Source organism: Sphingobium soli (genome assembly GCF_020782245.1).
GTDB classification, from domain to species: Bacteria; Pseudomonadota; Alphaproteobacteria; order Sphingomonadales; family Sphingomonadaceae; genus Sphingobium; species Sphingobium soli.
The window spans coordinates 57,910-71,710 of the sequence record NZ_JAJGNP010000011.1; the positions used below are offsets into that span (position 1 = coordinate 57,910).

Annotated in this window: 11 protein-coding genes and 3 tRNA genes; 7 read left to right on the plus strand and 7 right to left on the minus strand. The window is 62.9% G+C overall.

Annotated features, from left to right (window positions below; genetic code table 11):
* Positions 1-41 precede the first annotated feature (41 nt).
* The 3 genes from LL253_RS13405 to LL253_RS13415 form a co-directional block, all read right to left on the minus strand.
* Positions 42-117, minus strand: a tRNA-Ala gene (locus LL253_RS13405).
* Positions 118-272: 155 nt separating this feature from the next.
* Positions 273-348: transfer RNA gene (locus tag LL253_RS13410), tRNA-Ala, on the minus strand.
* 89 nt (positions 349-437) lie between these two features.
* The gene (locus tag LL253_RS13415; protein WP_009821851.1) at positions 438-773 is read right to left on the minus strand and encodes a TIGR02300 family protein; all 336 of its coding nucleotides are present in this window, start codon (positions 771-773) and stop codon (positions 438-440) included.
* 177 nt (positions 774-950) lie between these two features.
* Here LL253_RS13415 and aroA point away from each other — a divergent pair, with 177 nt between their 5' ends.
* The 7 genes from aroA (at position 951) to LL253_RS13450 (ending at position 7,632) form a co-directional block, all read left to right on the plus strand.
* On the plus strand, positions 951-2,261 hold the full coding sequence (aroA, locus tag LL253_RS13420; RefSeq protein ID WP_228227498.1) for a 3-phosphoshikimate 1-carboxyvinyltransferase: 1,311 nt from the start codon (positions 951-953) through the stop codon (positions 2,259-2,261).
* Positions 2,258-2,506 carry a CBU_0592 family membrane protein gene (locus tag LL253_RS13425; RefSeq protein ID WP_009821853.1) on the plus strand — a complete coding sequence of 83 codons (249 nt, stop codon included), beginning with the start codon at positions 2,258-2,260 and terminating at the stop codon, positions 2,504-2,506. Before aroA ends, LL253_RS13425 begins: the two co-directional genes overlap by 4 nt.
* The gene (cmk, locus tag LL253_RS13430; RefSeq protein ID WP_228227499.1) at positions 2,503-3,147 is read left to right on the plus strand and encodes a (d)CMP kinase; all 645 of its coding nucleotides are present in this window, start codon (positions 2,503-2,505) and stop codon (positions 3,145-3,147) included. Before LL253_RS13425 ends, cmk begins: the two co-directional genes overlap by 4 nt.
* 163 nt (positions 3,148-3,310) lie before the next feature.
* Positions 3,311-5,023 carry a 30S ribosomal protein S1 gene (gene rpsA / locus LL253_RS13435; protein ID WP_009821855.1) on the plus strand — a complete coding sequence of 571 codons (1,713 nt, stop codon included), beginning with the start codon at positions 3,311-3,313 and terminating at the stop codon, positions 5,021-5,023.
* Positions 5,024-5,184: 161 nt separating this feature from the next.
* Entirely contained in the window at positions 5,185-5,475 is a 291-nt protein-coding gene (locus LL253_RS13440; RefSeq protein WP_009821856.1) for an integration host factor subunit beta, read from the plus strand.
* A 48-nt stretch (positions 5,476-5,523) separates the two neighbouring features.
* Positions 5,524-5,609: transfer RNA gene (locus LL253_RS13445), tRNA-Leu, on the plus strand.
* A 238-nt stretch (positions 5,610-5,847) separates the two neighbouring features.
* On the plus strand, positions 5,848-7,632 hold the full coding sequence (locus tag LL253_RS13450; protein ID WP_009821858.1) for a cation:proton antiporter domain-containing protein: 1,785 nt from the start codon (positions 5,848-5,850) through the stop codon (positions 7,630-7,632).
* A gap of 2 nt (positions 7,633-7,634) precedes the next feature.
* Here LL253_RS13450 and LL253_RS13455 read toward each other — a convergent pair whose 3' ends face one another.
* The 4 genes from LL253_RS13455 to LL253_RS13470 all read right to left on the minus strand — a co-directional run bounded on the left by LL253_RS13455 (position 7,635) and on the right by LL253_RS13470 (position 13,800).
* Entirely contained in the window at positions 7,635-8,576 is a 942-nt protein-coding gene (locus LL253_RS13455; RefSeq protein WP_009821859.1) for a glutaminase, read from the minus strand.
* 60 nt (positions 8,577-8,636) lie between these two features.
* Positions 8,637-9,128: a methylated-DNA--[protein]-cysteine S-methyltransferase gene (locus tag LL253_RS13460; protein WP_407696101.1), complete on the minus strand. Its 492-nt coding sequence runs from the start codon at positions 9,126-9,128 to the stop codon at positions 8,637-8,639.
* 78 nt (positions 9,129-9,206) lie between these two features.
* On the minus strand, positions 9,207-10,619 hold the full coding sequence (locus tag LL253_RS13465) for an efflux transporter outer membrane subunit (protein ID WP_228227501.1): 1,413 nt from the start codon (positions 10,617-10,619) through the stop codon (positions 9,207-9,209).
* Positions 10,620-10,623: 4 nt separating this feature from the next.
* The gene (locus LL253_RS13470; protein WP_228227502.1) at positions 10,624-13,800 is read right to left on the minus strand and encodes an efflux RND transporter permease subunit; all 3,177 of its coding nucleotides are present in this window, start codon (positions 13,798-13,800) and stop codon (positions 10,624-10,626) included.
* Position 13,801 lies beyond the last annotated feature (1 nt).

The following is a 13,801-nucleotide window of genomic DNA, read 5'->3' on the forward strand; positions in this document are numbered from 1 at the left end:
ATTTCGCGGCCAACCGATATTCAATTTGTGAGGATGTTTTTTGGTGGAGCCTAGCGGGATCGAACCGCTGACCTCCTGCATGCCATGCAGGCGCTCTCCCAGCTGAGCTAAGGCCCCATCCTGCGCGGGAGCGCCGCAGCAATCAGGTCGGGCCATGTCCGGAAAACCGTCGGCCAAATAATGGTGCAGCCCCGGACTGAGGTCCGCCCGGCGCTGACGCTTCGGGAGTTTTGCCGGCAAATGCCCCTGGACATTTCCCTGATCGGCAAAACTGGTGGAGCCTAGCGGGATCGAACCGCTGACCTCCTGCATGCCATGCAGGCGCTCTCCCAGCTGAGCTAAGGCCCCGTCACCAACCCGAAGCGCCGCTTGGGCCGGCGCTTCGGAGGTCGCTGCCTCTAGGATCGTCAGACCCCATTGGCAAGCGGAATTTTCAGTTAATTGTCGTCATTGTCGTCGTCATTGCCAGCTTCGACGCCCAGGTCGTCGTCACCGCCCAGATCGACGTCATTGTCCGGGGAATCGTCGTCATCATCGACGTCGATATCCAGGTCCAGATCGTCGTCAGCCGTTTCCCGTTCGCCATCGGCGGTTTCCACCACCTTCTTGGGCGCTTCCTCATAGGGCAAGGGCTGCTTCGATTTCAGCACGGGCTCGGGTTCCCAAGCGGTGTTGCAGTTGATGCACACCACCGGATCGTCCTTGCCCAGATCGTAGAAGCGAGTCGCGCATTTTGGGCAGGTCCGCTTCGTGCCCCATTCAGCCTTCACCATGTCCGGCCTGTTCCTTCTTCGATGCTCAAACAGAAATCACGCGGCGCGACAGTCTGGTCGCCCGCGAAACGAGGCGCGCCTTGCCATAGGCAAACCCCGCTGTCAAAAGCCGCGGAGATTTTTTCCGTTCCATGACAAGGGGCATTTGTGACCCAGACCCAAGACCAGCCTATGCCTATGACCTTCCGCACAGCGCCGCCCCTTTCGGGCAGCGTCACTGTGCCGGGCGACAAGAGCATATCGCATCGGTCGCTGATGCTGTCGGCGCTGGCGGTCGGTGAAAGCCGGGTCGAAGGACTGCTGGAAGGGGAAGACGTGCTTGCCACGGCGGCAGCAATGCGGGCGATGGGTGCCCGGATCGAGCGCGACGCCGACGGCGTCTGGCATATTCACGGCGTGGGCGTCGGCGGCCTGTTGCAACCAGAAATTGCGCTCGACATGGGCAATAGCGGCACGTCCACGCGGCTGCTCATGGGCTTGCTGGCCAGCCATGATCTTACCGCGACCTTCATTGGCGACGCATCCTTGAGCAAGCGGCCGATGGCACGCGTGACGGAGCCGCTCGCCCAGATGGGCGCCAGCTTCACGACCAGTCCTGGCGACCGCCTGCCGCTGACGATGAGGGGCGCGTGCCCGGCGGTGCCGCTGGACTATGTGCTGCCCGTCGCATCGGCGCAGGTGAAGTCGGCCATTCTCCTGGCCGGTCTCAACACACCCGGGATCACGCGTGTCGTCGAGCCGATCCCGACGCGCGACCATAGCGAACGCATGCTCCAGGGATTCGGCGCGGATCTGCGCGTGGAGCAGCAGGCCGATGGCGCCCGTGTCATCACGCTGATCGGCGAGGCCGAACTCAAGCCGCAGCAAATCATGGTGCCGGGCGATCCGTCCTCGGCCGCCTTCCCGATGGTCGCAGCGCTGGTCGTGCCGGGATCAAAGGTGACGATCGCCAATGTCGGCTTGAACGCAACGCGGGCCGGGCTGATCGACCTGCTGCGCGAAATGGGCGGGGCCATCGAGGTGGTGAACGCGCGCGATGTCGGCGGGGAGCCGGTTGGCGACCTGGTCGTCACGGCATCGGTGCTGACCGGCGTTGAGCCCGATCCTGCCCGTGCCCCCAGCATGATCGACGAATATCCGGTTGCCTTCGTCGCAGCGGCCCTTGCGCAGGGGCGCAGCGTCTTTCGCGGACTGGAGGAACTGAGGGTCAAGGAGTCCGACCGGATCGCGACCATGGCAGAGGGGTTGCGTGCGATCGGCGCGCGAGTGGAGGAAATGGAGGACGGCCTCATCATCGAAGGCACTGGCGGCCAGTTGTTGCCCGGCGGCGGCCCGATCGCGACGAAGCTGGATCATCGCATCGCGATGAGCTTTGCCATCGCAGGCTTGGCGTCGCGTGAAGGGGTCACGATCGACGACATGCGCCCGGTCGCCACCAGCTTCCCGACCTTTATCCCGCTGTTGCGCGAATTAGGGGCTGTCGCATGAACCTTGACCTCGCCAATCTGGTTGGCCTTGCTGGCAGCGCACTCATGGTCGTCGCCTATGCCTACAGCAACATGGCCCGACAGCTGAACTTCCTCATTTTCAACCTTCTCAACCTCGTCGGGTCGCTGCTTCTCATCTGGTCGCTGACGGTCCATTTCAACATGGCGTCGATGGCGCTGGAAATCGTCTGGGCCGCAATCGCGCTGCTCGGGCTCGGCAACGCGCTTCGCAGGAAAAGACAATGATTATAGCCGTCGATGGTCCCGCAGCATCCGGCAAGGGTACGATCGCCAAGGCATTGGGCCGCCATTATCGGTTGCCGGTGCTGGACACGGGCCTGCTTTACCGTGCGGTGGGCCTGTCGGTGCTCAAGGCCGGCGGCGATCCCGATCGGGAAGAAGATGCCCTGGCCGCCTGCAATTTCGGTGACGCATTGCTCGCTGACCCGGCGCTGCGCAGCGAAGCGGTCGGCAGCCTCGCCAGTCGCGTATCCGTGCATCAGGTCGTGCGGGATGCGCTGGTTCAGCGGCAACGCGATTTCGCGACCCAGCCCGGCGGTGCGATCCTGGACGGACGCGACATTGGGACGGTGATCGCGCCCGATGCCGACGCCAAGATTTTCGTTACCGCCAGCGTGCATGTGCGCGCGGAACGCCGATACAAGGATGCGCTGGCGCATGGCGGGCACCCGGACATGGATTCGCTGGTCGCGGACATTCAGGCGCGCGACACCCGCGACATGAGCCGGGACCACGCTCCGCTGCGGGTCGCCGATGGCGCGGACTTGCTCGACACGTCGGAATTGACTATAGACGCGGCCGTCCAGCGGGCGATCGCGCTTGTGGACGCCCAGCTGGAAGGTCGCTCCGCACGAGTGACCCGATAAGGCGCGCGGATTTTCCGGGCGCCCTTTTCGCTTTTCTCGACGGCGCGTCCCTTGGCTCTCAACCCATTGGATACGCGACGGGTATTCGGCCTGGCGCGTAGTTTGGCCAAAGACCACCGGATACAACCGGTTGGCCAGCAATGACGAGTGAAGGAACGACTTAATGGCCTCTACGGCATTTCCCTCGCGCGACGATTTCGCCGCGCTGCTCAATGATTCTCTCGGTGGCGAGGATGGCGGTTTCGAAGGCCGCGTCGTCAAGGGCACCGTTACCGGTATCGAAAACGACCTGGCCGTCATCGACGTTGGCCTGAAGTCCGAAGGCCGCGTGCCGCTGCGCGAATTCGCGATGCCCGGCCAGAAGGCTGACCTCAAGGTCGGCGACGAAGTCGAAGTCTATGTCGACCGCGTCGAAAACGCCCATGGCGAAGCGATGCTGTCGCGCGACCGCGCCCGCCGCGAAGCCGCCTGGGACAAGCTGGAAGCCGAATTCACCGAAAGCGCCCGCGTCGAAGGCGTCATCTTCGGCCGCGTCAAGGGTGGCTTTACCGTCGACCTCGACGGCGCCGTCGCGTTCCTTCCCGGCAGCCAGGTCGACATCCGCCCCGTGCGCGACGTCACACCGCTGATGGACATTCCGCAGCCCTTCCAGATCCTCAAGATGGATCGCCGCCGCGGCAACATCGTCGTGTCGCGCCGCGCCATTCTGGAAGAAACCCGCGCCGAACAGCGCAGCGGCCTCATCCAGACACTGGCCGAAGGTCAGATCATCGAAGGCGTCGTCAAGAACATCACCGATTATGGTGCGTTCGTCGACCTGGGCGGCATCGACGGCCTGCTGCACGTCACCGACCTGAGCTACAAGCGGATCAATCATCCCAATGAGATGATCAACATCGGCGACACGGTGAAGGTGCAGATCATTCGCATCAACCGCGACACCCAGCGCATCTCGCTGGGCATGAAGCAGCTGGAAAGCGATCCGTGGGAAGGCGCGAGCGCCAAATATCCGGTCGGCGCGAAGCTGACGGGCCGCGTCACGAACATCACCGAATATGGCGCCTTCGTCGAGCTCGAGCCGGGCATCGAAGGCCTGGTCCACGTTTCGGAAATGTCTTGGACGAAGAAGAACGTCCATCCCGGCAAGATCGTGTCCACCAGCCAGGAAGTCGAAGTCCTGGTTCTGGAAGTCGATCCCGAAAAGCGCCGCATCAGCCTGGGCCTCAAGCAGGCGCAGTCCAACCCCTGGGACAGCTTTGCCGAGCGTCATCCCGTTGGTTCGACGGTCGAGGGCGAAGTCAAGAATGCGACCGAGTTCGGCCTGTTCATCGGCCTGGACGGCGACGTCGACGGCATGGTCCACATGTCCGACATCGCCTGGGGCATTTCGGGCGAAGATGCGCTGGCCCTGCACCGCAAGGGCGAGACGGTTCAGGCCGTCGTTCTCGACATCGACGTCGAGAAGGAGCGCATCAGCCTCGGCATGAAGCAGCTTGAGCGTGGCGGCCCGGCCGCTGGCGGCACCGCGGCTGCGGCTGCAGGCCTCAACAAGAACGCGATCGTCACCGTGACGGTTCTGGAAGTGCGTGATGGTGGCCTGGAAGTCCAGGCCGGTGAAGACGGCGCCGCCGGCTTCATCAAGCGCAGCGACCTTGGCCGCGACCGTGACGAACAGCGTCCGGAACGCTTCCAGGTCGGCCAGAAGTTCGACGCGATGGTGACCGGTTTCGACCGCGCCAAGAAGCCGACCTTCTCGGTCAAGGCCATGCAGATCGCCGAAGAGAAGCAGGCGGTTGCGCAGTATGGCTCGTCCGACAGCGGCGCCTCGCTGGGCGACATTCTGGGCGAAGCGCTCAAGGCCAAGAACGAAGGCTGATCCCTTCCGACATGGCAAGGCGAAAGGCCCGTCGAACCCCGTGTTCGGCGGGCCTTTCCCGTTATGACACAAGCGCAACGATAATGCGGCGGACGATTGTCAACGCGTTACAAAAGCAGTATGAAACGACAGGGGGAACAGCAGAGGGGAGCTGGACACCAATGATCCGTTCGGAATTGATTCAGAAACTGGCCGAAGAAAATCCGGGACTGACGGTGCCGGAGGTCGAACGGATCGTCGATCTCTTTTTTCGTGAGATTGTGGATCGGCTTGCCTCGGGCGGCCGGGTTGAACTGCGCGGTTTCGGCGCATTCACGACCCGCGCTCGCGATGCCCGAACGGGGCGCAATCCCCGCACCGGCGAACAAGTGCCGGTCTGCGCCAAGCGCGTTCCCTATTTCAAGCCGGGCAAGGAAATGCGCGAACGCTTGAACAGCGGCAGCGAAGCCTGATTTCTGCGACTTGACCTGATCGCCGCGCCGGCTATGGCCATGGCTTACGCGGACGTGGCGAAATCGGTAGACGCAGCGGACTTAAAATCCGCCTCCCCCTGGGAATGCGGGTTCAAGTCCCGCCGTCCGCACCAGTGTGCAATGCTGCCCTTGGCATTCGCCATCAGGCGGCAACAGGCGCGTCGATCGGCCATGGCCGCCCAGCACTAGCGATCCCGATGCATCCCTGGAGCGCCTGCCCCTGCGATGCCCCTTCCGGCAACGGGCTTATCACAGCCTTCGCCGCCGAGATTTCAAACCTGAACGATGTCATTCGAAGCTTTTTTCTACTTCCATGCTGGTCTTTCGCATGCCCAGCGGCAATGATGGGTCATGGCCGGCGCAATTGATCCCAACAGTTTCAGTGACTCTCTTGTAATCCTTGGCGCAGCGGGGCTGGTGATACCCGGCTTTGCCCGCTTCCGGATCAGCCCGGTCATCGGCTTCATCCTGGTCGGGCTGGCGGTCGGGCCGGCTGGCCTGGGGGCATTGGTCGAGCGCTATCCCTGGCTTTACCATATCACCATTTCGGATGGGGAGGCCATCGAACCATTTGCCGAACTCGGCATCATTCTGCTGCTTTTTTCCATCGGGCTGGAATTGAGCTTCAAACGGCTCTGGTCGATGCGCGCGCAGGTTTTCGGCGTCGGTGCGGCCGAATTATTCGGAAGCGGCCTGCTGATCGCGGCGGGGCTGTATCTTCTGGGGCAACCGACCGCCGGGGCGATCGGCCTCGGTCTTGCGCTCGCCCTGTCCTCGACCGCCGTCGTGCTGCCCATGGTCGGCACCCAAAGTGCGGTCGGCCGCGCCGCCTTTTCGATGCTGCTGTTCGAAGATCTCGCGCTGGTGCCGATCATCTTCATGCTGGGTGCGCTCGCCCCCTCTGTCGCCAGCAGCCCCGACGGCGCCTGGAGCGCGTTGGCCAGCACATTGGTCAGGGGTGGCGTGACTGTCGGGGTCATGCTGATCCTTGGCCGCATCACCCTGCCCCATATTTTCAGTCAGGCGGCCCGCACCAAAAGCCCCGAAGTCTTTCTGGCCGCCAGCCTGCTCGTCGTCATCATTTCCAGCATGGCGACGTCGATCGCCGGCCTGTCGCCGATCGTCGGCGCGCTGGTCGCGGGCCTGCTGATCGCGGAAACCGACTATCACGGCGAGGTCGAGGTCATCACGGCCCCGTTCAAGGGCCTGGCGCTCGGCGTCTTCCTGATTACCGTGGGCATGAGCCTGGACCTGCGCGTCATCCTGGCCAACTGGCCCAGCCTGATGCTGGCCGTATTCGGCGTGGTGCTGTGCAAGACGCTGGTCACGGCGGCGCTGCTCTATTTTTCGGGCACGCGCAAAGGGACCGCGCTGGAGGTCGGCGTGCTGATGTCCAGCCCGTCGGAAACGACCTTGATCGTGCTGTCCGCTGCGGCCGCGGCGCAACTGATCCTGCCTTCGACCGCGGCTTTCTGGCAGATCGTCACTGCGATCGGCCTCACCATCACGCCGCTGCTGGCCCGCTTCGGCCATGATATCGCCCGTCGCCTGGAAATGGCGCTTGGCGAAGAACGCGTGGAAACCGACGACGTCCAGACGCAGGCCGCCGCGGTGGTCATCGGCTTTGGCCGGGTCGGCCGCATGGTCTGCGACCTGTTGCGCACGCATAGTCAGCGCTTCATCGTCGTGGAATCCGACCCCGACGTCGTGGCGGAAGCCCGCCGGGCGGGCTATCCCATATTATTTGGCGACGTCGCCCGTGTGGAAATGCTCGACAGGCTGCGCCTGGGCCATGCGCGCGCGCTGATCCTCACGATGGATGATCCGGTGTTGTCGGTCCGCGTCACGCAGCGTGTGCGCGGCTGGGTGCCGGACCTGCCCATCATCGCCCGCGCGCGGGACGCGGACCATGCCGCCCAACTGTATCGCGCCGGGGCCAGCGATGCGGTGCCCGAAACGCTGGAAAGCTCGCTGCAACTGGCGGAAACCGCGCTCGTCGATCTTGGCGTTGCCATGGGGCCGGTCATCGCCTCCATCCATCAAACGCGCGAGGATTTGCGCATGGGCATCAAGGATGCGGCTCAGATGCAAAAGACGCCCAAATTGCGACGGTTGCGCGCGGACGAGACAAACTGACGTCACCCGGCGACGGGCGGGCTGAAAATCGACCATCCGGTGCGGCTGGATAGTTCCTCCAGCGCCAGCGTGCCCAGCTGGCTGTTGCCGCTGGCGTTCAATCCCGGCGACCATACCGCGATCGACGCGCGGCCGGGTACGATGGCCAATATGCCGCCCCCTACCCCAGACTTGCCGGGCATCCCCACGCGAAAGGCGAAGTCGCCCGATGCATCATAATGGCCGCAGGTCAGCATCAAGGCATTGATGCGTCGCGCCCTGCGCGGCGACACGACCCGGCCACCATCGGGATGCCGTCCGTCAAGCATCAGATAGCGCCCCGCAAGTGCCAATTGCCGGCAGCTCATCTCGATCGCGCACTGGTGGAAATAGGCGCCGAGCACCAATTCGACCGGATGGCGCACATTGTCGAAGGCCCGCATGTAATTGGCGAGCGCCATGTTGCGAAAGCCCGAGGCGGTTTCGGATGCGGCAACCGCTTCATTGATGGCGATATCGTCATCCCCGGCAAGATAGCGCAGGAAGCGGAGCATCTCGCCAATGGCGACGCGCGGCTGGTGCCCGCCCAGATTGACGTCGGCAACCACGATCGCCCCGGCGTTGATGAAGGGATTGCGCGGAATGCCCTGCTCATGCTCCAGCTGCACGATCGAGTTGAAGGCGGTGCCAGATGGCTCACGCCCCACACGGTCCCAAAGCTGATCACCTACCTTGCCAACCGCCAGGGTCAGCGCGAACACCTTGGATATGGACTGGATGGAAAAGCCCATGTCGGCGTCGCCGCCTGTCACCATCTGCCCGTCGGCCGTCGCGATAGCGATGCCGAAATGGCGGGCCTCAACCTTGGCGAGCTCGGGAATATAGTGGGCAACGCGACCCCGATCCGGCGCGCTCCGCATGCTGGCGACGATGTCCGCCACTATATCCGTCAGATCTTCCGTCATGTCGCCCCTGATATGCGCAGAGCGGCACCCTAACGACAAGCCGCGCGGGAAAGAAGATGCTCAGCGAGCGAGGACACGCGCCTCATGGGCCAGCAGCCACTGTTTGGCGTGCAGGCCGCCTGCAAAGCCGGTCAAATCGCCGTTCCTGCCTACCACACGATGGCATGGCGTGATAATCGACAGCGGATTGCGCCCATTGGCGGCCCCGACCGCCCGCACCGCTGTCGGCCGACCGATGTCGGTCGCGATAGCGCCATAGCTGCGCGTCTGACCATAAGGAATGGCGTCCAGAGCGCGCCACACATCCCGCTGGAACGGCGTTCCAGCCGGCGCGCACGGCAGGTCGAAGCGCCCCAGCGCGCCGTCGAAATAGGCAGCCAGTTGCGCCGATGCCTCCTTGAGCAACGGATCATCCTTGGCCTCGCCAAGGGCAGGCAAGGGCACGCGCGAGGGTCGATCCTGCGGCCAGAGCACGGCGACCAATTGACCGGCGCTCGCCACGATGGTCAGAAGGCCGACGGGCGAGGCCAAACGGATGCAGCTGAAAGTCACGCGACGGTCCTTCAGAAAAAGTGGCGACGTCATGACAACGCCGCCATCGTTCCGCTTCCCGCATTTTGCGGCCAAAGCCTATTTGAGACCGCCACCCATGGCCCGGTAGAGTTCGACCATATTGGCCTCACGCGTCAACCGCGTCGCCACCAGCGACTGTTCGGCGGTATAGAGCGAACGCTGCGAATCCAGCGTCGTCAGGAAGCTGTCGACGCCCGCCCGAAAGCGCGCTTCGGAAAGCGTATAGGCGACCCGCGCGGAATCCCGCAGCGAGGTCTGGGCCTCCAGCTGGCGCTCCATCGTCCCGCGGCGAGCCAACGCATCGGCAACTTCGCGAAAACCGGTCTGGACGCTTTTTTCGTATGTTGCGACCATCGCGTCATAGGTGGCCCGGGCATAACGCAAATTGCCCTGATTACGGCCGAAATCGAAAATCGGCAGGTTGGCCGAAGGCGCCACCGACCAGAAATCCGATCCCGATCCGAACAGGTTGGAGAGGCCCTGGCTGATGGATCCGAAAGCCGCCGTCAGTGAGATATTAGGGAAGAAGGCCGCCCGCGCGGCGCCGATATTGGCGTTCGCGGCGCGCAACTGGTGCTCGGCCGACGCGATATCGGGCCGCTGCAGCAAGACATCGGATGTGATGTTCGCCGGCAAATTCTCAAGGGTGGCCCCTTCCGGCGTCAGGCTGTCGGGCAGGTCGCTGGCGGGCACGGTCGTACCGGCCAGCAGGTTGAGCGCATTTTGATCCTGCGCGACCAGCGTCGTCGCTTCGGCAATATCCGATCGCGCCTGATCGTAGCTGGTCTGCGCCTGGCGCACTTCCAGCTCCGATGCGATCCCCCGCTCAAACCGGGCCTTGGTCAGGGTCAGCGTCTTGCCGAACGCCCCCTCCAGTTCCCGGGCGATGCGCAATCGTTCCTGATCGGCCGCCATCACCAGCCACGCATTGGCGGTTTCCGCCACGAGACTGGTCTGCGCCGCCTTGCGATTTTCGTCTGTTGCGAAAAATTGCTCGAGCGCCGCCTTGCTGAGATTGCGCACGCGGCCGAAGAGGTCGATTTCCCACGCCGAAATGCCGACCTGCGCCTGATAGACATCATTGTTCAGCCGCTGAGTTTGGCCGAACTGAACGAGCGGCTGTTCGGAATAAGTGGCCGTGCCACTCGCATTCACGCTTGGAAAGAGGTCGGCCCTTTGCACGCGATATTGCGCGCGCGCCTGCGCTACATTGGCGACAGCAATGCGCAGGTCGCGATTATTGGTCAAAGCCGTCTCGATCACCCGGACCATCCGGGGGTCCGTGAAGAAATCCCGCCAGGCCGTCTCTGCCGGAATCGCCGCTACGCCCTCGCCTGTTTCAGCATAGGCAGGCCCCTGCGGGCTTTCGACCGGCACCGGCAGATCGGGCCGCACATATTTCGGCGCCATGTCGCACGCCGCCAGGGCAAGCGACAGGGTGACGGCGCTCAGCGCCTTGATGCTGCGCATGATCTCAGGCCTCCTGCGACGAAGTGGGCGCATCGGCATTGTCCGCCGCTTGATTATCATGGTGTTCCCGGAACAGACGTTTCACCACGGTGAAGAAGACCGGCACGAAGAAGATGGCCAGCACGGTCGCCGACAACATGCCGCCTACCACAGCCCAGCCAATGGCATTTTGGCCACCCGCGCCCGCGCCGGTCGACAAGGCCAGCGGCAAGACGCCGAAGATGAACGCGAAGCTGGTCATCAGGATCGGCCGCAAGCGCAACTTGCCCGCTTCCAGCGCTGCCCGCGCGGGCGACAGGCCCTCACGCATCTTTTCTTCCGCGAACTCCACGATCAAAATCGCGTTCTTGGCCGAAACGCCAATGGTCGTGATGAGGCCGACCTGTAGGTAAATGTCGTTATTGAGGCCTGCGAGCGTGGCCGCGATCACCGCACCCAGCACGCCGAGCGGAACCACCAGCATGACCGCGATCGGCACCGACCAGCTTTCATACAGGGCAGCAAGGCACAGGAAGACGATCAGCATGGACAGCGCATAGACATAAGGCGCCTGCCCCCCCGATGTCTGTTCTTCATAAGAAATGCCGTTCCAGCTGAAGCCGATCCCTGCGGGCAGCTTGGCGGCATGTTCCTCCATCGCCTGCATGGCAGTGCCGCTGGACACGCCGGGCGCGGCGCCACCCTGGATGTTCATCGAAGGCACACCGTTGAAGCGTTCCAGTCGCGCCGGCCCCTGCACCCATTCCGTCGTCGAGAAAGCGGAAAGGGGCGCCATTTGGCCGGAACTACCCCGGACATGATAAGCGCCTATGGCATCGGCCGATGTGCGATAGGGCGCGTCAGCCTGGACGTAGACGCGCTTCACCCGATCACGATCGATGAAATCGTTGACATAGGCGCCGCCAAGATTGGTGCTGATCGTGTCATTGACATCCGCCTGGGCGATCCCGAGGGCGCCGGCAGCCGCCTGATCGACGTTCAGCTTGAGCTGGGGCGTATCCTCCAGGCCGTTGGGACGCACCTGCGCCAGCCGCTCGTCGCCCATTGCCATGCCAAGCAGCTGGTTGCGAGCCGCCAGCAGCTTATCATGGCCCAGATTGCCCTGATCGAGCAGCTGGAAATCGAAACCGGACGCATTGCCCAGTTCCTGGACGGCCGGCGGCACGAAGGCGATGGCCATGCCAGCGGAAATCTTCTTAAACGCCATATTCGCGCGCCGCGCGATCGCAGGGACGGCATTTTCCGCGGCCTTGCGATCCGCCCAATCCTTCATCCGGGCAAAGGCGATGCCCACATTCTGCCCCTGCCCCACAAAGCCGAAGCCCGCGATGGTAAAGACAGCCTCCACATTACTCTTCTCATCGACCAGATAATGGCGCCGCATTCGCGTCAGCGACCGTTCGGTTTCTTCCAGCGTGGATCCCGCCGGCAGGGACAATTGCGCGATGATAATGCCCTGATCCTCCTCCGGCAGGAAGCCTGATGGCAACCGCAGAAAGATGAACGCCATGCCGATGACGATCAGCAGGTAAAGCAGCATCGTGCGCACCCAGCGGCGCTCGACCTTCTCGACGCCCTGGCCATAACGCGCGACGCCCTTGTCAAAGGTACGATTGAACCAACCGAAAAAGCGTCCGAAAATCGACCCGAAACGCCCCGACCATTGATCATGGCCATGCGATGCGGGCTTCAAAATTGCGGCGCACAAAGCTGGCGTCAGAATCAGCGCCACCAGAACCGACAGGATCATCGACGACACGATGGTAATGGAGAACTGGCGGAAAATGACGCCAGTCGAGCCGCCGAAGAAGGCCATCGGCAGGAACACTGCGGACAGGACGAGACCAATACCGATCAGCGCGCCACTGATTTCGTCCATGGATCGCCGCGCGGCTTCCTTCGGCGTCAGCCCTTCATCCTGGATCAGGCGCTCGACATTTTCGACCACGACGATCGCGTCATCGACCAGCAGGCCGATGGCCAGCACCATACCGAACAGAGTCAGCGTATTGATGGTGAAGCCCGCCGCGTAGAGCACCGCTAATGCGCCAAGCAGGACAACCGGCACGGCAATCGTTGGGATAAGCGTCGCGCGCCAGTTCTGCAAAAAGATGAACATGACGACGAAGACGAGCAGAATTGCTTCGAACAGCGTGTGGATCACCTGCTCAACCGACAATGTCACGAATTTGGAATTATCGACCGGAAAATCATATTTGACCCAGGTCGGAAAATTCTTGGACAATTCGTTGACGCGGTCTTTCACCGCTTCCACTGTATCGAGCGCATTCGCGCCAGGCGCCAGCTTGATGCCAAAACCGGAAGCGGGATGGCCGTTGAACTTGACGCCAAAGCCGTAATTCTCAGCCCCAAGCTCGACGCGAGCGACATCGGACAACAGGACGACCGATCCATCGCTGTTGCTGCGAAGCCGAATTTTCTCGAACTCCTCCGCCGTACGCAAACGCGACTGGGCGGTGACAGTCGCATTGAGCGCTTGTCCCTCGGGCGCTGGCGCTCCGCCGATCTGGCCGGCCGAAACCTGGGCATTTTGCGCCTGGATCGCGGACTTCACGTCTCCCGTGGTGATGCGCAAATTGGCCATCTTGTAGGGATCGAGCCAGATGCGCATCGCATATTGCGACCCGAACAGCTGCGTATCGCCCACGCCGGTGACGCGGCTGAGCGGATCCTGCAAGGTGGCCGCGATGAAGTCGGCCGCGTCTTCCTGATCGTGAATACCATCGTCCGTGTAGACCGCGGCGATCAAAAGGAAGCTCGATGTCGACTTGCCGACGCGTAGCCCTTGCTGCTGGACCTCTTGCGGCAGCAACGGGGTCGCCTGCGACAATTTATTCTGAACCTGCACCTGCGCAATGTCAGGGTCGGTTCCCTGTTCGAACGTCAGCGTAATGCTGAGATTGCCCGACCCGTCGCTGGTGGACGAAAAGTAACGCAGATTGTCGATGCCCTTAAGCTGCTGCTCGATAATCTGCGTGGTCGTGCTTTCCAGCGTCTGGGCATTCGCGCCGGGGTAGCTGGTCTGGATCGTGACCGCAGGTGGCGCGATTTCCGGGAACTGCGCAACCGGCAGGGAACGGATCGCCAGCAGGCCCGCGAGCATGACGACGATGGCGATGACCCACGCAAAGATGGGCCTGTCGATGAAATAGCGCGCCATG

Bases quoted from the DNA above. Each gene is read 5' to 3' on its own strand.
- LL253_RS13415 (WP_009821851.1), bottom strand. From the start codon at position 773: ATGGTGAAGGCTGAATGGGGCACGAAGCGGACCTGCCCAAAATGCGCG.
- aroA (WP_228227498.1), top strand. From the start codon at position 951: ATGACCTTCCGCACAGCGCCGCCCCTTTCGGGCAGCGTCACTGTGCCG.
- LL253_RS13425 (WP_009821853.1), top strand. From the start codon at position 2,258: ATGAACCTTGACCTCGCCAATCTGGTTGGCCTTGCTGGCAGCGCACTC.
- cmk (WP_228227499.1), top strand. From the start codon at position 2,503: ATGATTATAGCCGTCGATGGTCCCGCAGCATCCGGCAAGGGTACGATC.
- rpsA (WP_009821855.1), top strand. From the start codon at position 3,311: ATGGCCTCTACGGCATTTCCCTCGCGCGACGATTTCGCCGCGCTGCTC.
- LL253_RS13440 (WP_009821856.1), top strand. From the start codon at position 5,185: ATGATCCGTTCGGAATTGATTCAGAAACTGGCCGAAGAAAATCCGGGA.
- LL253_RS13450 (WP_009821858.1), top strand. From the start codon at position 5,848: ATGGCCGGCGCAATTGATCCCAACAGTTTCAGTGACTCTCTTGTAATC.
- LL253_RS13455 (WP_009821859.1), bottom strand. From the start codon at position 8,576: ATGACGGAAGATCTGACGGATATAGTGGCGGACATCGTCGCCAGCATG.
- LL253_RS13465 (WP_228227501.1), bottom strand. From the start codon at position 10,619: ATGCGCAGCATCAAGGCGCTGAGCGCCGTCACCCTGTCGCTTGCCCTG.
- LL253_RS13470 (WP_228227502.1), bottom strand. From the start codon at position 13,800: ATGGCGCGCTATTTCATCGACAGGCCCATCTTTGCGTGGGTCATCGCC.